This is a genomic window from Paenibacillus sp. 01T431, from assembly GCF_056398625.1.
On the sequence record NZ_JBFTPT010000002.1, the window covers coordinates 248,578 to 271,758 of the forward strand.

Genomic DNA, 23,181 nt, shown 5'->3' on the forward strand with positions numbered 1-23,181 from the left:
CCGGTTTAGTTTTTTGTTGCTGTGGCCAGCAACTGTTCGACGATAAAGTCAAGCTGTTCATCAAGGGAATAGATATCACTGTAATATGAGAGGTTAAAGCTCAGCTCGATCATTCTGCCTTCTTTGACAGCTGGAATGCTATTCCAAATAGGATTGCCAGTCAAATCATCCATTCCTTCATAGGAAGAACGGACAACATAATCGCCAATATACTCAGGAAGGACTTCCATAGAAACGGTATCACCTTCCTCATTCGTTGATCCATCAATTTTTTTCTGAATGATCTCTGGCGCTTTCATGCCTAAATATTCATAAATAATTTGGGAGCCGCGTCCAAATTGCTTGCCGGTTACGACCGACATTTCTTTTTTTCCGCCTTCAATAATCGTTACCGTTTTGTCCAGTACGCCAGCTGCTGCGAGCTTCTCTTTGCTTTCTTTTACCTTCGTATTAAAGTTGTTAAGGAGGGTTTGCGTTTCCTGCTCCTTACCGAAGGTTTTGCCCAGCAAAGCAAGTCTTTCATCCGTAGTCATTTTTTCATTAGGAACAAGAATAGTTGGTGCAATTTGGTTTAATTTCTTATATGTATCCTCAGAAGGGACAATAATGAGATCTGGCTCAAGCGCCATAATGGCTTCTGGATTCGGCTCAAACCAACTGCCCAGCATTTTCACACCTGCAAGATCCTTTTCAAAAGCAGCCCCTTCAAATACATCGGACACACCAACTGGCTTAATTCCCATAGCAACCACGTCACCTAACAAATAAAGCACGACGACGCGTTTAGGATTTGCAGGCACTTCAATCTCACCCATTACAGTAGGCACGATACGTGTTGATTTACTCGCTTGGTTGTTATCGCCAGCGGTACCATTCGTATTTTGAGCGGCATTGGATGCAGCTGCGGTATTTGTAGTAGTCGAAGAAGAATTGCCGGTATTTGTTCCGCCTGCTGAGCAAGCTCCTAGCAGAAGCATTAAACTGAGCAATATGCTCACAGCTAATCCAGGTTTTGTGTGTCTTTTCATTTGTATAGACCCTCCACGTTTATATTGATAATGATTATCATCATCGTTACCAATATAACGCCTCATCCCGCCTGATCCAATGGATAATCTGGTTAAATTAAATGGATAATCATCTATTTTTCGTCGCTGCCGCTCTGATGTCCGAAAGCGAAGCGGTGACAATCCCGTATATTTTTTGAAAATACGGCTGAAATAATAGACATCTGAATAGCCGATTTCCCGTGCGATTTCTTGCATATCAGCATCTGTACCAAGCAGCAATTCGATGGCGTGACCTACCCGAACCTGAATTAAATAATGGATCGGACTGGCCCCTTTTTCTTCCTTAAACCGCATGGATAGATGGCGTGGGCTGTAATTCAGCGTATCAGCAATTGATTCCAATGTGAGGCTCTTTTGATAATGTTCATCTATGTATTTTATGGCTTGTGATACAAGATCCGGTTTGCGCGCATCAATCCCTTGAGTATCCATTTGACGGAGAAGCTCATGCAGAAACTGATAAAAGAGTCCCTTTATATGAAGCTGGTCCAAACTATGCGCACCTTGCCATATATTTCTCATAAGGGTAAGGCAGCGGAGCAGAGCGAGCGGCTCCTCTGGCCGAAAGGAATATTGGAGCGAAAAAGGATTATAGCGCTCCATTAATTGTGTAAGCTCTTTCCGGCGAGTGAATGCATACCCGGTTTTGTAGAACAGTTGATAATATTCAAATTCTTCCTTTGCCTCTATATCTAGGCGCATCCCTTTACCGCCATGCAGCATATGAAAGCGCCTTGCTTCATGCTTATTGCCGTCGAGCTGCAGAGTTGCTGAACCGCGAACACCATAAATAAAGCTGCTTGCCGGCAGCAGATAAGACTCAAGCAGCTCGCCTGGTTCCATAATAACGTGACGTATGTCCAATATTTTTACAGCTGCATGATTCCATAACAAAATATGTTCTTCCAGTTTCATAATGCTTTCATCTCCAATCCCTCTCCCAGTAAGATTGGATTCGTATAAACGGGGAGAAGTACGTTAGAGCTATACGATCTCACCATTATAATTGATAACCATTATCACTTACAATTTAAATATGCTGATTTGCTGTCGAATTGGCATTTAAGTGATGACTGTCTGCTTGCGATTCTAACGAACAGTATGACGCTTATTATGAAGAAAACTAATGTTCTTACGTTTTAGCGAATCGTATTAGCGTTATTGCATGCTGTTTGGGGTGTTTTGCGTTGTCTTTCAACAAATAATGATTCTGGAGTTCGTTAAACTTCTAATCGTTAATAAATTGGCTAAATAAGAGCTGCTAGGTTCGTAAGCGATGTGCCTGGCACACAGAACAACACAATACACAACGAAAAGTGCAGAACATGCCTAGGACTAACTTTTCCACGAGACATTATGTTAATTGTAGAACACTGACAATGAGCTTTTTGCATAGTCGTATTATCATCAAATTTCATATCTTGTTTTCGAGTATTCGAATGAAAAAGCAACTTTTTCAGCATGTTGTAGAAAGATATGGTTATGAAACCCGGATGGAAGAGGTGGGGAGTGCCTCGGGGGTTGGTGGTTCTACTGAACTGAAAATCTAAAATTACTGCACCAAAAGGTAGAAACAAAGTGTACTCTTGGCAATTGTATAATGAGCTTGGGTCACTATTGAAAGCGATTGCAAAAAAATGAGAGAAGAGAGGGAGCGAAAAAATGAACTACAAAACCCAGCATAGAAGGGGTAAGAAAATGCTGTCTTTGGTGCTTGCAGGGGTTCTTGCCACAAGCATAACTGCAAACGCCGTCCAGCCAGTTCAAGCAGCAGCAAATGTTGTATTTAAAACGCAGAACGGAGGAGTCTTTGACGGGATGCCGTTATTTGATGGCAATCCGGAGCATTTGGATGCGTATGTGGATACGTATTTTGATTATACGGGGCTCGAGGGACCCGCTGTTTATGTAACAGGCTCACGCAATCATTATACGCTGACACAAGGGCGAAATGCCGGGAAAATCATTCCTGGCGCACTTGCGGCCGCGGATAATGTGCAAGGGGTGTCAACGGATTTCCCAGCGCTGGTAGGCATGGGACAATCCTGGAACAAGGAGCTGCTCTCCAATATAGGGAAGGTAGTGGGCAGTGAAAAAATCAGTTTACTTAAAGTAAAACAAGGAGAGTCCAATATTCATGGCGGTACGAATGCATCGGCTACTGTTGCTTTTACAGTGGTCAGCGACATGCGTATCAACCCTTTAAGCGGAAGATTCGACGAGGGCTATTCTGAAGATCCTTACATGGCAGGGACATTAATAGATAAGATGGCTTCGGGACTTAGCGGCATAGACCAAGCGGCAAGCGATGACGGATTCTGGATGCGTGCAGCTGTCGGTACCAAGCATTATTCTGTTTATAACGCGCAATGGTTCCGTGAGACTTCAAACAATAGCGCCGGGGCAAGAGCGATGTTCGAGTACCAGACACGCAGCCCACTTAAGGGTCTGGAATCGGGCTCAATTGCAGGTGTTATGACTTCATATGGCCGTACGAATGGGATACCGAATATTTTATCTCCCCTGCAGCTGCATGCGAATGATTTCTCGAAGTACGGCGTTTACAGCTCGCCAGACTTTAACGCGGATGCCCATGTATCGAGTTCAGGCAATTTAAGCAACGGCTATGATACTAATTATGCTGTCGACCGTACGCATGCAACGGTACTGATGGCGCTGGCTGAAGCGAATGCCGGAAGGCCGTCAGGTACGACGCCTGCCGATGTGCCGGATTTGGTTGCACTGGTAAATAAAGGGGAGTATGGCATTACCGCAGAGGATTTAATTAAGGCAGCAAGGCCTCATGTGAATCAAATGGTACGCGTTGGCATTTTTAATGAAGTCAATGAAAACGGAATACCGAAATTTTATCCGTTTGCACAGGATGCTAAGGATGTGCGTACGGCAGCGGCAGCAACTTACAGCTTGCCGGAGCATCAGCTAATTGCACTTCAAGCAGCGCAAGAGAGCATTGTTTTATTGAAAAATGACGGTATTCTGCCGCTGGCCAAAAATAAAAATGCAGCGGTATCCGGTATCTACGCAGATGCGAGATTTAAAACGACTTATTCAGTAGGAACAACTCCTGCGCTTCCTGAATCGGGCGTATCTCCGCTGCTCGCGATTATTAATGCGAATGGATCTAACCATGTTACTTACGATTCAGCGAGCAAGGTTATCGCACTTACTGCAATGAATAATAATCAGACCGTTACCGCTAATGTGTATGATCCTGCAGCTAATACGGGAGGAGCTCAGCTAGTAACGACAGCGGACCAGCTTAATGTTTCCGATCCTGCCCAGCTATTCCGGATCTTCGATTGGGGACAAGAAGGGTACAGCTTGCTATCGCTCAAAAACAACCGCTGGGTGACATCTCCGGCCAGTAATAATGCAGCGGTAGGCAATACGGATGGAACAACGCTCAATTTAACCAACAATGATTGGGATCTTGCAGCGATGCTTGGGAATACGAGTGCGATCCCGCCAAGAATTCGCATCGAGCAAAACGCTGACCAAACCATATCGCTTGTAGCGAATGGCTATAGAAGCGGCTTCTCCGGTGATTTTACAAATTGGTATTATTCAAATGGACGTTTTATTACAGCAGGTGCAGATGCCAAGCTGAAAACAGCAGCTGCGGTACTCGGAAATGAATCGAATGCAGCTATTCGCAGTGCAGATGTGAAATTTAAAGAAACGGTTGTGAAGGAAGTCGGACAGGATGCTGTTGCTAGGGCGGCGACTGCTGATTATGCCGTAGTATTCGTGGGAGCAGTCCCGCGCCATAGCGCAGGGGAAGGCAATGACCGCTCCAGCCTGTACATGGGCGATGCCGATTACGAGCTTGTAGACAAGGTGTCTGCTGCTTTCGGGGCGAAAGGCAAGAAGACGATCGTTGTTGTCAAAAGTAGCTTTCCAGTTGGGCTTGAGGAAATTCAGAACAATCCGAATGTCTCTGCTATCGTGTATCAGCCATATGGGGGGCAATACGATTCACGGGCACTGGCTCAGGTGCTTTATGGCGATTATGCGCCAACGGGCCGCCTGACGTCCACTTGGTATTCAGATATGTCCGCTTTCCCGGCAATAAATAAATATGTTATTCCAGAGGGTAACAAGACTGCATCAATGGCTACCATTGATCCGCGTTTTACATTGGACATGACGAATGCCGATCCTATGGAGTCAAAGCTTACTTATATGTACACGGATGCACCAATTACGTATCCGTTCGGATACGGCCTCTCTTACAGCAGCTTTATATACAGCGATTTGGCAGTGCCAATGAGTGCTAGCGGGAATGAGCCGTTTACCGTTTCTGTAAAAGTGAAAAATGCTGGCGTTGTCGATACTTCAGAAGTCGTTCAGCTTTATATTAAAAACAATCAATCAGGCTATGGCGGCTCTGCTCCGAAGAAGCAGCTCGTCGCGTTTGAGAAAATCGCTTTGGCAGCAGGCGAGAGTAAAGTGGTTACTCTGTCTGTTGACCCTGGTGACTTCGGCATCTGGGACGTGAATAAAAATAGCTTCATTGTAGAAAATGGTGCATACACGTTAATGGTTGGCGCATCCTCCAAGGACATTCGCGGTGAGAAGGTCCTTGCAATTAATGGAGATGCGATTGCACCGCTGCAGGTCTATAAACCGTTTAATGTGTTCGACCATGCTTATGCCTCCCATGAAGTCATCTATCATGAGGTTTCTAAAGAACGCACTGCGCAAAATCTGAAAGCGAAAAAGGTAGTCGGAGGTTATTATGCCGTCCGCTCAAAACAAAACGGTTCCTACGTAGCGCTGCCGAATGTGGGTCTGACAAATGCAAAAAGCGTTAAAGCCTCGGTAGCTTCTGACGCAGCGGGAGGAATAATTACATTACACGCGGATTCCCCAAGCAGCGCCCCGCTCGCGATGATTGAGGTTCCGGCAACAAAGCCTAGATCCTATACGATTGCGAATGCATCTGTTCCGGTAACGGAGCTGGCTTATGTCGACGTAAAAGCAGAATTGAGCAACACGAGCTTGAAGGGCAAGCACAATCTCTACGTTGTGTTCAAAGCCGCCGATCTTCGTATTGACAGCTTGGCGTTTGAGAGTGAACCCGTAATCAGCAGCTCTAGTCAGCTTACTGCTGCCCAAATAAACCCTGCCGTTGTTGTGAAGAGCGACGGTGCTCCTTTTGGTGCAGATGCCTCCAATTTGGACAATTGGAATATTGTTTCTGCTGCCAGCGGCTTAACGTTAGCTTCGGTCACTCCAGCGGCATCTGGCTTAGAAGCCACGCTGCAGTTCAGCGGAACTGCGAAAGCTGCAACAATCGCCATCCAATCGAAGGCAGCTTCCTTCGACGGCAATTTGACAAACAGCAATACGTTGACACTAACGATTGCAAATTCTTCATCAGGAGGCGGTAACACATCTGGCACTGGTACGCCTAGCATAGAGCAGACGGTTACGATTACAGCAGCAACCGCGTCCGATACTGCTAAGGTGAAGAATATCAAGGCTGAGGGCGTTACTGTAGTTGGGGCGCCAGTAGGCATTAAAGTAAAGGATTTGAAAGGCTCTTATGTAACAGCAACGATTTCGATTCAGTCTGAAGCAGGCAAAAAGGTGACCGCACTGGCGATGGTTGCCGATGACGGCACGTTAACACCGGTGCCGAGCCGAATTACAACAGATACGAGCGGTAAGTCGATCATCAAAGCGCTTGTATCCTTAAGCGGCACTTATGTGACTGTATCATCGGAGCGTGTGTTTACTGACGTTCCAGTTAAAGCGTGGTACGCAGCAGAGATTGCCAAAGCAAGCAGTCAGCTTTTAATCAATGGTGTGACATCATCTACGATGCAACCGGGAGCTTCAACAACCAAGGCACAGACGCTGATGGCAGCACTTAACGTGCTTGGCATAACGCCGGTAAAAAACGCAGCGGATGTGAAATGGTATGATGAAGTGGTCAGAACTGCAAGTCAGCATAGATTAGTTAGCTACACAACACTAGCGATAGATACGCCAATGTCTCGTGAAGGCATGGCTGACGTACTCGTCAATGCCCTTCGGTATGCTGGTCTCGACATCACGCTGAGCGAAGGGGAAGTGAGCAAGCTGCTGCAAGGCTTCTCGGATACTGCGAGCATATCCAAGGAAAACCGAACAGCAATGGCGGTCGCTGTTAAATACGGTATTTTCAAAGGGAATTCGGCGCAGCAACTGCTGCCTTCAAGCACGATTACGCGTGCTGAGTTGGCTGCTGTCGCGATCCGTACCTACAGCGTAATTATCGATCTCATTTCCTAATATTAAGAGATAGGAGAATAGCCTGCACCTCGTGAGAGGGCAGGCTATTCTTACTTAGCTTTAGCTTTTGCGAAATTCTTCTGGCGTGTGGCCTGTCATTTTTTTAAATACCCGAAAAAAGTATTTGGGATTATCATAACCTAGCTGCTTCGCAACCTTGTATATTTTGTCATCGGTGCTTTTTAATAGTGTTTTGGCTTGCTCAATGCGCAGCTGGTTAATATAGTCGGTAAAATTTTGCGCAGTTTTTTCTTTGAACAGGAAACTTAAATAGCTTGGATTAAGATAAAAAAGAGATGATATTTTTTCCAGTGTTAAATCCTTGGTGTAATTTTTGTGTATATACGTTTTAATATTATCGATCATGTTTTCGGAGGAGTAAGCTGAGTTTTCCTTCAATAAATCGGCGGTACTCATTAAGACAGTGAGCAGGTACTCCTGAATGGAAATCAGATCAAAAGAAATATTAAGCACGGACTCCAGGCTTGAGGACGGCGAGCCGTCTTCATGCGTTTGGAGGTAGGCCGAAAGTATTTTTTTGACCTCTTGAATCATATCTCTGCTTTGCTCCTTTAGCTGAGCAAGGGAGACGGCAGGCTGTCGTATATAAAAGGCGAAAAAATCAAGTACCAGCTCTTTCACCTTCGCGGTTTGACCTGATTCAATCAGGAACAGCAGCTCATGAGTCCGTTCCCACAGCATAACATCCGGTAAAAGTCTTTGTTTGTTGTAAAGATAGCAGCGCCCAAAATCGGTAATCGACCGCTGATCCAATGCGGCAATCGTTTCATGGTGTGCTTGGCGCAGCATACTTAAATGGTGGACAACAGTACTTATGCCTACGCAGCCTTCGCTGCCCTTCCTTACACTAACGGTGTGGATAAGCTCCGCTGCCGTTCTTTCGGCATGCTTAAGCATCGTCGTGACTGATCGCTCCTCCGTAAACGATAGAAGGATGAATGCGAGCTTATCGCTTTGGGAATGCGGGATATAAATATAATCCTGCTGAAGCCCGATCATAGGCTGTTGAATCGAAGCTGGCGCATAGAGCGTCAGTAAAATATGTGCCGAAGCAGCAGACACTTCCTTTAGCCGCGCCGATTGGAAGATGGGCAGCTTATCTTTCTGCTGAATCCCAATTAGGAGATGCAGCAGCGATTGGATATCGGAATGATAACTGATGTGCTCCTTTTCAGCTGCTTTTAGTACTACCTCCTGCTTGACGTTCCGCTCCTTCTCAATAGCATCGATCGCTTGCTCCAGCGTGCGATGAATCTCTTCCCTGCTAAATGGTTTCAGCAAATAACTAACAACTTTAGCGGATATCGCTTCTTTCATATATTCAAAGTCCGAATGTCCGCTAATAACGATCATTTTTTTGTCGGGATATTGCTGATGCACGATTTTCATTAATGATTTTCCATCCATTTCAGGCATGCGCATATCCGTAAAGATAATATCCGGGTCTAGGTGCTGAATTAATTCCAGCCCATCGGCACCATTGTCGGCCTCTCCGGCGAATGTGAGCTTATGCTCGAAGGATTGAATTTTTTTGAGTAGTCCCTTTCGTATTAAGGGCTCATCATCTACGATAATGAATGAATACATCTGGCGTTCACCTCTTCTCCCAATTCGAAGGAATTTTGATTTGAATGGTTGTGCCTATGTTTTTTTCGCTTTCAATGGTAACGCCATCTTCGATTCCGTAATAAAGAGTGAGCCGAGAATGGACGTTCTTTATACCAATACTTTGCTTGGTACGCTGCCCAATAGACGAAAACTCAGGCGGCTGGGCGAGCAGATTGCGTAGCTCCGTGACCTGCTCTTGCGACATGCCTGCACCGTCATCGCAAATTTCGAAGATTATGAGTTCATTGTGCTGATAACCCTTGATCGTGATTCGACCTTTGCCACGCTTGTTCTCAAGGCCGTGATAAATCGCGTTTTCCACGAGTGGCTGCAGAATCAGCTTCAACATCTTGGTTTGCAGTACTTGTTCTTCAATTTCTTTTGTAAATGCAATTTTTTCGCTATAACGGATTTGCTGAATTGCCATATAATTGTCCACGTGCTGGATTTCCTCGGCAGCGGCAACCAGCTCGCTATCGGTTTTAATGCTGTACCTGAACATATCACCTAAAGCTTTGGTCATAACAACGATGCTTTCGACTTCTTCGATTTCTGCAATGCTATTGATTGATTCAAGCGTGTTGTACAAGAAATGTGAGTTGATTTGAGCTTCCAGCGCCTTCATTTGCGAATCCATGGTCAAAATGCGATTTTGGTAGCTCTCGCGAATATGGGTATCAATATCCTTCATCATCTTGCCGTACTCATAATACAGAATCCCAATTTCATCGACTCTTTTTTTGTCGGCTTCAATCATGACGAAGCGCTGCGATTTGTTTTTGCGCATCATCTTTGTTAATTGAATGATCGGCTTTGTAATTAAATTAGAGAGGAAGAAGGAAAGAAGTAGAAAGATAATGGCGCAGGAGGCCGATACATAAATGATCAGCTTTTGCGATATGCCGTATTGTTCATACACTTTGGCGACCGAAATATTGGCAATGACCTTCCAATTATTGCTCGGTACAGCTTGAATGACTGTTAAGCTTTTGGAATCTGTGAATTGCTGCTTAGAGCCCGTCATCGCCATAGACTTGCGGAGCAGTCCATCCGGCAAATATTGACCAATGTCACGATTAGTGCCGTCATATAATATTTTCCCCTGCTCATTTGCTAAATAAATATTTGATATGCTTGGGGCTGGATTCCTGTTTAAGCCTGCAAAAATGTCCATGCTGCAATCCAGCATAAAAACGCCTAAAAATTCATTGGAATTGGGATCAAAAAGCGACCTTGAAAAACCGATTGAAGATTTGGCATTAATGATATAGGGCTTTACACCAACATCGCCGATGTAAAGCTCTCCTTTGCTTGCAACGGTCTGCTTGTACCATTCGTCGTTGAAGGGAATGTAATCGACCATTAAGTCTGTTCCATTCCCGTAGCTGATGAATTTTCCGTCAGGCATGAAAAGGTAAATTCCATTAATGTAATTATAACCCAGTAAAATATTTTCGAAAATCAGCTTCAGCTTGGCTCTCGTAATGAAAATCTCGTATTGGTTGTTCGTATTTTGCAGCTTTCTCAGCTCATCGCTGACTGTGCTGTAAGCGGTTGCAGTGGATGACTGCTGCTGCACAGTAATTGAGATCCGGTCAATATTTTTCAAGATTTCCTCAATGCTTTTTACCGAGTTGTTGATCGTTGTGGATGCGACAAGGGAGGTCTGTTCATTGACAAGCCGGGTATAGCTGCGATAAGAACTGACAGTAACGACAATAATAGGCACGATGGATACGAGAACAAGAACAAGAAACAGCTTAGTTTTAATATTAAAAAAGAGCATACACGTATCCTCCTTGTTTGTCTAATCTAAAAATAGTGCACCAAATGAGCTAAAGCATTTATACTGTTTCTCACATTATTATAAAAGTGTGCTTAAGGCAATAGCGTCTCATGAAATGGCAGGAGAGAGTAAGTCATTAACACAAACAATAAAAACAGGGGGAAATGCAAAATGAAATCAGTAAAAACAATGGGGCTCGCTATTTTAGTATTTTGCTTCGTTCTGCTCAGTGCTTGCAGCTCCAACAATGGTGCTTCGAACGCGACGAATACGCCGGCAACTAATGCAGGCACCAACGACGCAGGTGGTAAAAATGCAGGAACTGATTCTTCAGAGCCGATTACGTTGACGATGATGATGTCTGGCAACAAAGCGTCGGAAGGGGAAGATTTTGAGCTGGAGACGCTGCCGCGTCTCGTGAAGGAGAAATTCCCGAACATCACGCTTGAAGTACAGAAGCTTCCCGATGATCAATACAATACTTCGGTGCGTACAAAGCTTGCAGCGGGACAAGGGCCGGATATTTTCTGGATCTTCCCTAAAAATGCAGCAGGCGGAGTCATCGATTTCGCTAAAGCGGGTTTTGCTGCTGATCTGTCCGATTTAAAATTCTGGGACAATATCGGTGCTGGCGCTAAGGAGGATATGTCCTATGACGGCAAGCCTTACGGCGTCGCTGAAGGTCTTGATTACCTAGGCGTTTACTACAACAAGGAAATGCTGGAGCAAGTGGGTGTGACCGAATTCCCGAAAGACTGGACATCCTTCCTTGAAGCTTGCCAAAAGCTGAAGGATGCAGGCATTACGCCAATCGTGCTTGGCGATAAAGACCCTTGGGTCATTCAATTCGGTATGTACCCGATTGCAGCAAACGTGGTTTACCCGGATGAAATGGATTTTGATGTAAAAGTGCAAAATGGTGAAAAATCGCTGAACGACCCTAAATGGGTGAAAACTATTTCGATGTACAAAGAGCTGTATGACAAAGGTTATGTCGTGAAAAATTCACTTGGAGTAGGCAGCGCGCAGGCTTCCCAGTTGTTCATCGATGGCAAAGCGGCTATGACGTTTACAGGCACATGGGACTACGCTTCTATGACGTCGAAGGGCGCGGCGGAGTTTAATCGCGGATTTGCTTCTCTTCCAGGCAATGACGCTGGCAAACCAACGTTTGTATCAGCGGCAACCGCTGCTGGCTATGGGTTAAATGCAAAGTCCAAAAATCTTGATGCAGCTAAAGAAATTCTTAATTATCTGTTCGACGGTGAATCGGAATTGTTTAAAGCTTATGTTGCTTCCAACAGCTCCATCAGTGTATACAAGGATGTTCCTTTGACAAACGAGTTGTTCAAGGACGTCAACGATAACTATCAAACAAACGGCAATTCGGTATACTTTAGCAACCAAATGTGGCCTGCAGGTGTTTCTGATGTGATGCAAGCCAAATTCGCAGAAATCATTGGCGGACAAAAAACGACGCCGGAGGATGTTGCGAAGGCGATGGATGAGAAGTTCCAGGAGCTATGGAAAAATAAATAATCTTTAGAGTGAATGGGTAAGTAGTAGCGGAGGGAAGACGACTGTCTTCCCTGCCGTTATGAGGTTAGCTGGAGAGGATGGAGCAACATGAATTCGACCGTAATGAAAAAAACAATGTACTTTTTTGCAATACCGGCCCTCATTTTTTATTTAATTTTTTGGATATTTCCGATATTGAGATTGTTTCAATATAGTATCACTGATTACAACGGTTTCGCTCAAGCGTACAATTACATCGGACTAGATAACTACAAAGCACTATTTAAAGGAGATACACTAGGTATTTCCGTCAAGAATACGTTGATTTATACACTAGTTACAGTGGTGCTCGGCAATATCATTGGTCTTGCACTTGCACTTCTCTTAAACATGAAAATTAGAGGGAAAGGGATTTATCGCTCCTTGTCTTACATTCCGACGTTATTCAGCGCAATCGTTGTCGGATTCATTTGGAGCTACGTATACATGCCGGATTACGGTATGATCTCAACCTTCCTGGATAAATTCGGCATAAATGACGACAATCTAAATTTCCTAGGCAGCTACTCCTCAGCACTATATGCCATCATTTTTGTTGAGATATGGAAAAATATTGGAACGACAATGATTATTTTCCTTGCTGGCTTGCTAACCGTCCCTAATGATTTGCTCGAAGCAGGGAAAATGGACGGTTGTGGCCCTTGGCGGCTGTTGCAGCATGTGAAGCTGCCGCTGCTTGCGACTGCGATAACGATTAATGTAACGCTTAGTCTAATCAATGGATTGAAGGCCTTCGACTTCCCGTTTATTATGACAAACGGTGGTCCGGGCACTTCTACCAATACGTTGATTTATTCCATCTACAAGATGGCTTTTACGGAGCAGCTGTTCGGTAAGGCATCAGCGCTTGGCGTTATTTCCTTTGCCCTGATTATTGTGCTTACTGCAGCATTTGTTATCCGCATGAACAAACGGGAGGTGTCGGCATGACTATCGGTTCTTTGACGAAAAAGACACTGGTTCAACTGGGCGTCATCGTTGTGATGGCTGTTAATTTGATCCCGCTCATTATTGCATTGTCGACTTCGCTTCGTGATCCAAAAAATAATGCCAATCCGCTAAACTTGTTTAGTGAAATTTCTTTTGCAAGCTATCGTACTGCCTTTGAACGGATGCATTTTCCGCAAGCACTTATGAACAGCATTATACTTACAGGAATTTCTGTTATCTTCGTCGTACTGCTGGCAGCGATGGCGGCTTACCCAATGGCGAGGCTTAAAACCAAATGGAGCAAATTTTTATATTTGTTTTTTCTCTCGGGACTGGTTGTGCCCTCACAGATGGTGCTCATCCCGATCGTGCAGATGATCAATTCGCTTCATATACCGACTTCACAGTATACACCGATACTGATGTTTATTACATGCAGTCTTCCTTTTTCCACATTTTTGTATACAGGCTTCATTAGAAGCGGCGTACCGGAAGAGGTGGAGGAAGCGGCTCATATCGATGGAGCGGGGTTGTTCCGCAGGTTTTGGCTGGTGGTATTCCCTCTGCTTATCCCGGTTACGGTGTCGGTCATTATTACACAGGGTGTATGGATATGGAATGACTACTTCTTTAATATGATCTTCATCTCCCGAGCGGCTGAATCCCCATTGCCCCTAGCTATGCTGGGCTTTCTCGGTGATCAGCAAAACCCTACGCAGTGGAATGTGCTGTTTGCTGCCTGTTTCCTGTGCGCGCTGCCGCTCCTAGTTGCTTTTCTGTTTTTGCAAAAATACTTTGTGGGCGGGATGACGGTTGGAGCAGTCAAAGGCTGAGTAGCAAACCAAGTGGAGAGAAAAACTCCCCCCGATCTATTTTGACCGCAGGCCTTACGATTATTAGCCTTCAGGCAGAAGTGGAGATAAGGCAATGAAAACGAAACAAACGAACCAACCATTCGTGGACTTGGCGGAGACGCTGATTCCACATTTATATGAAGAAAAGGTTTTTCCTACAAGCCTGATTGACATTGTGAAAGACACAGACGCCTTTCAGGGCTGGCGGACAGTGCGTATCGATTCGATTGATGAGCTAGCCAATCGAGTATTATCCAAAGGAGACAGCGTAACGCTCGATTTTGGGGTTCATCAGGTTGGGTACCTTACGCTCTCAATTAACAATGTACACAGTAATGCGGATGCGCCGCTTCGGTTAAAGCTCATATTCGGTGAGATGCCTTGTGAGATCGGAGAGGACTTCGACAATTATGAAGGCTGGCTCAGCCGGTCTTGGCTGCAGGATGAGACGATCAATATCGACGTGCTGCCAGGGATGGTAACGCTGCCAAGGCGCTATACTTTCCGGTATTTGAAAATAATCGTACTGGCCACATCACAGCGGTACAGCGTTTCATTTTCTGAGATTTATTGCAAGACCGTAACCTCAGGCGATGTCTCGCAGGTCAAGCCGCTTCCGGACGGTATATCCAATGAGCTAAAGGTGATGGATCGCATCGGTATTAAGACACTTCAGGACTGTATGCATACTGTCTTTGAGGACGGTCCGAAGCGGGATCGAAGGCTTTGGATCGGCGATCTGCGACTTCAAGCGCTAGTAAACTATGAAACGTTTAACAGCAATGACCTTGTCAAAAGATGTTTGTATCTCTTTGGCGGAATGCTGCTTGAGGACGGACAGGTAGGTGCTTGTTTATATGAGAAGCCTGCACCTTTTGTAGATGACATCTATTTATATGATTACTCGCTCTTTTTCGTTGCCACTTTATATGATTATTATGAAGCAACCAAGGATCGTATTACGCTAAATGAGCTGTGGCCGATTGCAGTGGAGCAGCTTCGAATTGGGTTGAAGCGACTGGATGAACGGGGAATCGTAACGGATGATGATACATGGTACTGCTTTCTTGATTGGCATGATGAGCTGAACAAGCAGGCAGGCGCGCAGGCCGTTCTAATTTATTGTCTTAAAAGAGGACTTGCACTAGCTGAGAAGCTGGGTGAAGGTGAAGCGCATGCTTTTATTTCGTCGGCAATCCAGCAAGCGACGGACGCGGCTATGACGTTTCTTTGGGATCAAGATCAAGGGTATTTCACAAGCGGGCCTGGTAGTCAGATATCTTGGGCCTCACAAATTTGGATGGTGCTGGCAGAGGTGATGGATGCGGAACAAAATGGCATGCTGCTTGATCGTTTATTCGATCGGCCTCCGGCAATTGCGATGTCGACGCCATACCTTTATCATCATCTGATTGAGGCACTGCTGTTGAGTGGAAGAAAAGAGAAGGCAATGTCCGAAATGCGCGCCTATTGGGGCGAGATGATCAAGGATGGAGCGGATACCTTCTGGGAGCTGTATAATCCTAGCGATAAGAAGCTGTCGCCGTACGGCAGCAATTTAATCAACAGCTACTGTCATGCATGGAGCTGTACTCCGACTTATTTTATACGGAAATACTTTGTAAATGACTACAGCTAGAAAGCTATTCTCTAGGAGGAGAGCCTCTCAACTCGATTATAAAAAAAGAGAGGATATTGGAACTAATTTAAAGTGCATCCCTAAAAATGGACATTGAAACAAACCTCAGGTTTATTCGATGGAATTTTAGGGACGCATTTTTTTGTGCTGCTATCAAAGGGGCAAAAGCTAAGGACATATCTTCTATTTCGAAAGGGACGGATTAACTCAGCATATTGGAGTTGGCATCTATAAGCGCGGGGATAGAAATTTATGATCGATAGGCGATGACATGACAATTAGAATTGTATAGGTTCCGTATTTGTCACATTGATTTCCGAACTCTTCAAGAGCTTGTGTGGAGTCGGTTATTACTTTCAATAAGTAATTGTGTTCTCCGCTGATGCGGTAACATTCTACGACTTCAGGAGCAGAGCGGCAGAACGCAAGGAATGCATGACAATCTCTTGAATGAAACAACATGTAGGCTGATGCATGCTTACCAATTTTATCAGGAGAAATAACGGTGCGATACTCACTAATAATTCCTTTTTCCTCCATGCGCTTAACTCTTTCTGTTACTGCTGGCTGCGATAAACCGACACTTTTTCCAAGTTCAGTCATAGAAATTCTCGCTTGGCTTTGGAGATGATAAAGTATTTGCTTATCTACATGGTCCATACAAATCTACTCCTTTAAATTTAAGGTATCCGTTATAAACTAGCTTGGCTTTAACCGTAAAAAGGCGAATCTAACTTCGTTCCCTTATGTAAGCTCGATAACTTATTTTATATAATATACTTACAATAGTAAAGTGTATAAGGCTTTAACTATTTCGAAAGGATGAACATCTAAGTATGTTGCATACAAACAAGTTTAGTACAGAACGATTAGCAGGTAGGATCGATGAGGTCATCGATCGAACGCTTGCTGATAAGCGGTTGGTCGGTGCTGTCATTAAAGTGGCGATAGACGGGGATGTGGTTTATAGCCGCGCTGCGGGTTATGCCGATCGTGAAATGAATCGGCTCATGCGTGAAGATGCATTATTCCGGCTAGCTTCTGTTACCAAACCTATCGTTACAACAGCTGCCTTAGCATTAGTTGGGCAAGGCCTACTCAAGCTGAATGACCGTGTTGATCACTGGCTGCCAAACTTTCAGCCACGTCTCCAAAATGGTGAGCTTGCCCTATTAACGGTTCGTCATTTGATGACGCACACTGCTGGGCTGACCTATCGGTTCTTTCAAGAAGAAAATGGTTCTTATCATCAAGCTGGCGTATCGGATGGTATGGATCAGCCTGGCATCAGTTTGGAAGAGAACCTGATTCGTTTAGCTTCTGTACCGCTCCTTTATACGCCAGGCACCAAGTGGAAATATTCGATCGCGACAGATGTGCTGGGCGCAGTAATTGAGAAGGTTACAGGAACACCGTTAAGCGAAGCAGTGCATTCACTTGTGACAAAGCCAATTGGTATGAGCGATACTAGCTTTATTGCAATCGCCCCAGAACGTCTTACTACTGCTTATACTAATGAAGTTCCAGAACCACGGCCTTTGCTTGAGCACGATAGCATTCCCTTCTTAGAAGGAACAGCGGGCTTCCGTCTTTCCCCGCGCCGGGCACTTGATGATACGGCTTATCCTTCTGGGGGTGCTGGCATGATTGGAAGTGCAGACGATTTTTTGGTGCTGCTGGAAACATTACGGAATGGCGGAGCTCCTCTGCTGCCACAGTCTCTTGTTCAGGAGATGTCCACAAACCAGATTGGTGATCTGCCAATGGATTTCTGGCCGGGGAGAGGCTTTGGCCTAGGCATTACGGTGCTTAAGGATCCAGTGTTAGCAAACACTTCTGAATCAACTGGTACATGGCGCATGGGTGGCACCTATGGTCATTCGTGGTTCGTTGATCCTGATCAGCGTCTAAGTGTGGTGGCGTTCACCAATACTGCACTCGAAGGCATGTCAGGTCAGTTTACCGTTGACCTTTGCGATGCTGTTTATGACGGGCTTAATAAATAGAGATCGAACATAAATAAAAGAGAGGTACTTTTATAATGAATTCAAACCCAGCTTCTGTTACACAGAGTGCTTCCAGCGCAGTTCCTTCAGAACGTCTCCCGTGGGCTGGATTACTCGCCCTTGCGATGACGGGGTTTATTTGTATCCTAACTGAAACGATTCCAGCAGGCTTGCTGCTGCAAATAGGTCATGGACTTGGAGTATCGGAAGCCTTTGCTGGTCAGCTTGTCACCTTGTACGCCCTTGGTTCACTGCTGGCTGCGATTCCCCTAACGACCATGACGCGCGGCTGGCGGAGAAGGCCGTTGCTGCTTATGTGCATTCTTGGTTTTCTCGTCTTTAACACAGTTACCACTTTTTCTTCCAACTATACACTGACGCTGATCGCTCGGTTTTTCGCGGGCGTTTCTGCGGGTGTCTTATGGGGCATGATAGCAGGTTATGCCCGCCGTATGGTGCCGGAATCACTCAAGGGAAGAGCTATGGCAGTGGCCATGGTGGGTACACCTCTAGCGCTGGCGCTTGGTGTCCCCGCAGGAACTTGGCTTGGTTCGCTCGTAGGCTGGCGCTTTGTCTTTGGGATTATGTCACTTATGGCTCTGATATTAGTCGTCTGGGTGGTTTGGAAATTACCGGACTATCCAGGAGAATCGCCAGGTAAAAGACTCTCGTTATATAAGGTATTTGGTATGTCAGGAGTACGTCCGGTACTGTTTGTTGTTCTTGCTTGGGTGCTTGCACATAACATCTTGTATACCTATATTGCACCGTATCTTGCTCATGCTCGACTCTCTCATCGTGTAGACTTGGTACTGCTTATTTTCGGCATAACAGCGCTTGTTGGAATTTGGATCATCGGTGTTTTGATCGACCGGAAACTGCGGCCACTCGTTTTGATTAGCCTGCTTGCTTTCGCCATCGCATCCATCGTATTAACCTTTAGTAATAACCAACCGATCGTGATCTACCTAGTGGTTGCTGTATGGGGGCTGACGTTCGGAGGCGCGGCGACATTGCTGCAGACAACCATGGCTGAAGCTGCTGGCGAGAGCGCAGATGTGGCCCAGTCTATGCTGGTGACGGCATGGAACCTAGCCATCGGCGTTGGTGGCGTGTTGGGCGCTATTCTTATAGAAACTGTAGGTGTCGGTTCTTTCCCGCTGTCATTGCTTATTCTTATCGTTCTTGCACTACTAGTCGCGTGGCGTGCTAAAGAATACGGATTCCCTTCAAAGAGGCATTAGGTGTTTATTATGAATTTAATCAGCTGAATGATTTATGCGAGTTTAAGTTGTTACTTGCTTCAGAGAAGAAAGCCGTCAGACATGAGCTGGCGGCTTCTGTTTTTTTATGGTGATTAAGGATGGGGGGATTGCTGTTTATCGCAAACGCATATTCTAGTCTGTATTTTTTAAGCTATCGTGATTTCTTAGTAACGTATTAAAGCAGATATTTTAGATGAAGTGCAGCATCATACGGTGTTAAGCTGGTTCCGGCCTTCAGACGTTGAACAAAATCAGGATTGGCAAGGAGCGGGCGCCCGAAAGCCGTTAGATCAATGGTTCCGGCTTTTATAGCAGATGCAGCAGATTCATAATCTAAATTTCCTACTCCGATTATTGTACCATTCCAATGTTCGCGCACAGCTTGATGAAATGTCATTCCTTTGGTGAATATCTTAGTAAACTGGTTGGTTGAGGGGTGAAGAATCTTAAGGCCTAATGCCTTGAAAATTTGTATATAAGCAGCCATTGTTTGTTCGGGATTATCCCAACTATAATTCGGAATATCATCTTTTATTTCTGAAAAACGAACGATAGTCCTTAGCGCCCCTATTTCTGTCACTACGGAAGTTAGCAGCTCTTTCATGAATGTTAAACGCTGTGATAAGTCCCCGCCATAGGTGTCCGTCCGAGTGTTTGTAACCTCTGAATTAAACTGATCGATTAAATACCCATGGGCTGCATGGATTTCAACCCCGTCAAAACCGGCAATTATCGCATTTCTCGCAGCAGCAGCATGCTGTTCAATCACTTCGGAAATTTCGTCCTGAGACATCGCCTCAGGCATCTCATAAGGTTTGCGTAACCGATGCACGAGTCCATTTGCTGCAATGCTAGATGGCGCTTGAGGAGGAAGGCCTCCCGTTAATTCATGATGGGTCAGCCTGCCAACATGCCAAAGCTGCGCCACGATCGTTCCACCTTCCAAATGAACAGCATCAGTCACCTTTTTCCATGCTTGGATCTGCTCGTTGGTGTATAGCCCTGATATACCATAGGTTCCTTTGGCTCTTGGGCTTGGATTTATCCCCTCCGTAATGATCAGACCAATACCATCAGCAGCCCGTTTACGGTAATATTCTACGACATCTGGACCAACCACACCTGACTTATTGTCGGCAAAGGAACGAGTCATAGGCGCCATGACTACACGTGATTGAAGCGTCCAATTTTCAATCGTAACTTGTTCAAGCAATTTATTAGATTCCATCTTTATGCCTCCTCAGTGCTTAACAGTTGATTATGCATTAATGTTATAATGGAATCGTTCTATTTTACATAATAAATTAAAGGTGTTGTATCATGATATCCTTTAAAATTATTTTATTAATGTTATTTGACATTGAAATTAAAGGAGTGACTAGTTTGGTCGATGAACTGGATAAAAACATTATTATGATTCTTCAAGATCAGGCAAGAATTTCAATGACGGAGTTAGGAAAAGCCGTTGCATTGTCGCAGCCAGCAGTAACAGAAAGAGTGAGGAGGTTGGAGGAAAAAGGCATTATTGATCATTACCGTGCTGTTGTTTCTCTTGAAAAATTGAACAAATCGATTGTTGCCTACTTATTATTTCATACGAAGAGCTGCGAAAGTTTTGTTGATCATTGCAAAAATTCGCTTGATGTACTTGAGATGCATCGTATAAGTGGTCAGTACAATTTTTTGGTTAAGGTGATTAGCGAATCATTGCATTCCATGGAAAATGTTATTAATGAAATGGGAAAGTTTGGAGACTCGACAACTTTAATCGTCCTCTCCTCACCTATTGAGCATAGTAAGGTCGTACCTAATATTCAGGATAAATAGATATAAATCCCATATATTCATTTTGAATACATTCCTGACACTAGCTTTAAATATGCCAATATAAATTTGCGTTCACACTAAACATCAGGTACGATTTTATTATTAATTATTAATGAAGAGTAAGAGAGGGACGAATCTAATGCATTCAAACGAAACCATAAAGCTGACATCTTTATCTAGCAAGGGAGGATGCGGTTGCAAAATCGGTCCGGCTGATTTAAAAGAAGTCATAGGAAACCTCCCGCTAGCGGAACGTAATCCTAATTTGCTTGTGGGCATCGAAACAAGCGATGATGCAGGTGTATTTCGAATAAGCAACGATTTGGCATTGGTTCAAACAGTGGATTTTTTTACTCCAATCGTAGATGACCCTTATTCTTTCGGACAGATTGCAGCGGCTAACGCAATAAGCGATATTTATGCAATGGGCGGTAAGCCATTAACGGTATTAAACATTGTTGCTTTTCCCATCGCAACACTAGATAAGCACATTTTAACAGACATCTTACGTGGAGCAGCAGATAAGGTGAAAGAGGCTGGAGCTACCCTTGTAGGCGGACACTCCATTGACGATAAGGAACCCAAGTTTGGACTAGCAGTAACCGGTTTAATTCATCCCGATCAAATTAAAACCAATGCAGGTGCTAGACCTGGAGACAAGCTGATTTTGACGAAGCCAATTGGTGTGGGCATTATGACAACTTCGATTAAGAAGGAACAATTAAGTGTGGAAGAAATCGAGCGTGTTACTCGCGTCATGGCTACATTGAATAAGACAGCAGCAGAAATAATGAATAAATATGAAACGCATGCTTGTACTGATGTAACGGGTTTTGGCTTAATCGGACATGCACTGGAAATGGCTAAAGGAAGCGAAGTAGGAATAACGATTGTAAACGAAGCGGTACCCAAATTGCCTCGTGTCAGAGAACTTGCAGAAAATGGATTTGTTCCTGGCGGCACGAAGAACAATTATAAGCATGTTGAAAATGATGTTATTTTCCCACAAGCGATGGACCAAGTTGATCGATGGATTCTATGTGATGCGGTGACTTCAGGCGGTTTATTCATTGCGGTTGCGGCAGACCAGTCTGAGCAAATGCTGAATGAGCTTAAGCAAGCAGGTGTGGAAGCAAGTATAGTTGGAGAAGCAACAGAAAGTAATGCTGGCCAAATTGTTGTGCTGTAAGATAAACCATTAAGGAGTCATTAAACTATGTTTCAAGACATCACGATCGAGGAATGTTCTAGGCTTCGGCAACAGGGAGAACTTGTTCTTATTGATGTAAGATCCCCGTCCGAATACAATGAAGCATCAATTCCCGGAAGTCTTAATATCCCTCTATTTAACGATCAAGAACGGGCTGAAATTGGAACATTGTACAAGCAAGTAAGTGTACAAGCTGCTAAAGAAAGAGGCTTGGAAATCGTATCAGCAAAGCTTCCAACGTTCATCAAAACGTTTGCTGGCATATCTGAAAATAAGGCTGTCTTTTGTTGGCGCGGTGGCATGAGAAGTAAAACAACAGCGACTGTATTGTCTCTTATGGGAATTAGAGTCCATCGAATAACTGGAGGATATCGCGCATATCGTCAATATGTTGTTGAACGATTGAATGATATCTGCTACGAGCCTCAGTCATTCATCATACATGGAAATACAGGCAGTGGAAAAACCGCTATCCTGCATAAAATGAAACAAAATGGCCATCCTGTTTTGGATTTAGAAGGGCTGGCTGGTCATAGAGGGTCGATTTTTGGTGGAATAGGTTTAAAAGCGCATAACCAAAAAACGTTTGATTCGTTACTGCTTGATAATATACATGAGAATGAGAAATTTTCCTATGTATTGTTTGAAGCGGAAAGCCGCCGAATTGGCAATATTACGGTTCCGGACCTCATGATGGAGTTAAGAGCAAAAGGGCATCACATTAGCTTGGAGATGCCACTTGAAGCCCGTGTTAATCAAATCATCGAAGACTACAAACCTTGGGAAAATATAGATGAGTGTATGGGGTCATTCCGAAAGATTAAATCCCGTATTCATACCCCTGTTGCAGCGGAAATAGAAGCATGCTTGATGAGTGAAAAATATGATACTGCTGTCGAGCTGCTTCTCACTTATTACTATGACCCAAGGTATTCGCATTCGACGAGCGAACATGATGAACAAATCTCTTCTATTGTGAAGGCAGCAAATACGGCTGAGGCAACGATCAAGATTGAACAGATAGTAAATTCGTTAATGGAACGAAAATCGATGGAGCAATAGCAAATGAAAGGTTGCCGCAAATGAT

The 23,181-nt window shown here is 44.5% G+C and carries 15 protein-coding genes; 10 read left to right on the forward strand and 5 right to left on the reverse strand.

Annotation, left to right across the window (positions count from 1 at the left end):
• Positions 1–5 precede the first annotated feature (5 nt).
• A complete protein-coding gene (locus AC1DM9_RS03775) occupies positions 6–1,985 on the reverse strand; it encodes an AraC family transcriptional regulator (protein WP_477578599.1) in 1,980 nt (659 codons plus the stop codon).
• Between the two features lie 747 nt (positions 1,986–2,732).
• On the opposite strand from AC1DM9_RS03775, the gene AC1DM9_RS03780 reads away from it, so the two are divergent.
• A complete protein-coding gene (locus AC1DM9_RS03780) occupies positions 2,733–7,370 on the forward strand; it encodes a glycoside hydrolase family 3 C-terminal domain-containing protein (protein ID WP_477578601.1) in 4,638 nt (1,545 codons plus the stop codon).
• Positions 7,371–7,430: 60 nt separating this feature from the next.
• Here AC1DM9_RS03780 and AC1DM9_RS03785 read toward each other — a convergent pair whose 3' ends face one another.
• A complete protein-coding gene (locus tag AC1DM9_RS03785; protein WP_441880270.1) occupies positions 7,431–8,978 on the reverse strand; it encodes a response regulator transcription factor in 1,548 nt (515 codons plus the stop codon).
• A 7-nt stretch (positions 8,979–8,985) separates the two neighbouring features.
• Positions 8,986–10,785 carry a cache domain-containing sensor histidine kinase gene (locus AC1DM9_RS03790; RefSeq protein WP_477578603.1) on the reverse strand — a complete coding sequence of 600 codons (1,800 nt, stop codon included), beginning with the start codon at positions 10,783–10,785 and terminating at the stop codon, positions 8,986–8,988.
• A 171-nt stretch (positions 10,786–10,956) separates the two neighbouring features.
• On the opposite strand from AC1DM9_RS03790, the gene AC1DM9_RS03795 reads away from it, so the two are divergent.
• The 4 genes from AC1DM9_RS03795 to AC1DM9_RS03810 all read left to right on the forward strand — a co-directional run bounded on the left by AC1DM9_RS03795 (position 10,957) and on the right by AC1DM9_RS03810 (position 15,786).
• On the forward strand, positions 10,957–12,324 hold the full coding sequence (locus tag AC1DM9_RS03795) for an ABC transporter substrate-binding protein (protein WP_441880274.1): 1,368 nt from the start codon (positions 10,957–10,959) through the stop codon (positions 12,322–12,324).
• A gap of 180 nt (positions 12,325–12,504) precedes the next feature.
• Positions 12,505–13,293 carry a carbohydrate ABC transporter permease gene (locus tag AC1DM9_RS03800; protein WP_477578605.1) on the forward strand — a complete coding sequence of 263 codons (789 nt, stop codon included), beginning with the start codon at positions 12,505–12,507 and terminating at the stop codon, positions 13,291–13,293.
• A complete protein-coding gene (locus AC1DM9_RS03805; RefSeq protein ID WP_441880278.1) occupies positions 13,290–14,126 on the forward strand; it encodes a carbohydrate ABC transporter permease in 837 nt (278 codons plus the stop codon). Before AC1DM9_RS03800 ends, AC1DM9_RS03805 begins: the two co-directional genes overlap by 4 nt.
• A 94-nt stretch (positions 14,127–14,220) precedes the next feature.
• Entirely contained in the window at positions 14,221–15,786 is a 1,566-nt protein-coding gene (locus tag AC1DM9_RS03810) for an alpha-L-rhamnosidase-related protein (protein WP_477508963.1), read from the forward strand.
• Positions 15,787–16,014: 228 nt separating this feature from the next.
• On the opposite strand, the gene AC1DM9_RS03815 is transcribed toward AC1DM9_RS03810, so the two are convergent.
• The gene (locus AC1DM9_RS03815; protein ID WP_477578608.1) at positions 16,015–16,446 is read right to left on the reverse strand and encodes an Lrp/AsnC family transcriptional regulator; all 432 of its coding nucleotides are present in this window, start codon (positions 16,444–16,446) and stop codon (positions 16,015–16,017) included.
• Between the two features lie 176 nt (positions 16,447–16,622).
• Here AC1DM9_RS03815 and AC1DM9_RS03820 point away from each other — a divergent pair, with 176 nt between their 5' ends.
• Together AC1DM9_RS03820 and AC1DM9_RS03825 are read left to right on the forward strand one after the other, a co-directional pair.
• A complete protein-coding gene (locus tag AC1DM9_RS03820) occupies positions 16,623–17,792 on the forward strand; it encodes a serine hydrolase domain-containing protein (RefSeq protein WP_477508961.1) in 1,170 nt (389 codons plus the stop codon).
• A 35-nt stretch (positions 17,793–17,827) separates the two neighbouring features.
• Positions 17,828–19,036 carry an MFS transporter gene (locus tag AC1DM9_RS03825; protein WP_477508960.1) on the forward strand — a complete coding sequence of 403 codons (1,209 nt, stop codon included), beginning with the start codon at positions 17,828–17,830 and terminating at the stop codon, positions 19,034–19,036.
• Between the two features lie 196 nt (positions 19,037–19,232).
• Here AC1DM9_RS03825 and AC1DM9_RS03830 read toward each other — a convergent pair whose 3' ends face one another.
• Positions 19,233–20,285 (reverse strand): oxidoreductase, encoded by a 1,053-nt coding sequence (locus AC1DM9_RS03830; protein WP_477578611.1) that lies wholly within the window; start codon positions 20,283–20,285, stop codon positions 19,233–19,235.
• A 119-nt stretch (positions 20,286–20,404) separates the two neighbouring features.
• Here AC1DM9_RS03830 and AC1DM9_RS03835 point away from each other — a divergent pair, with 119 nt between their 5' ends.
• The 3 genes from AC1DM9_RS03835 to mnmH all read left to right on the forward strand — a co-directional run bounded on the left by AC1DM9_RS03835 (position 20,405) and on the right by mnmH (position 23,156).
• On the forward strand, positions 20,405–20,884 hold the full coding sequence (locus AC1DM9_RS03835; RefSeq protein WP_339209727.1) for an Lrp/AsnC family transcriptional regulator: 480 nt from the start codon (positions 20,405–20,407) through the stop codon (positions 20,882–20,884).
• A 139-nt stretch (positions 20,885–21,023) separates the two neighbouring features.
• On the forward strand, positions 21,024–22,073 hold the full coding sequence (selD, locus tag AC1DM9_RS03840; protein ID WP_477578613.1) for a selenide, water dikinase SelD: 1,050 nt from the start codon (positions 21,024–21,026) through the stop codon (positions 22,071–22,073).
• Positions 22,074–22,100: 27 nt separating this feature from the next.
• Positions 22,101–23,156 carry a tRNA 2-selenouridine(34) synthase MnmH gene (gene mnmH / locus AC1DM9_RS03845; protein ID WP_477578615.1) on the forward strand — a complete coding sequence of 352 codons (1,056 nt, stop codon included), beginning with the start codon at positions 22,101–22,103 and terminating at the stop codon, positions 23,154–23,156.
• Positions 23,157–23,181: the final 25 nt, after the last annotated feature.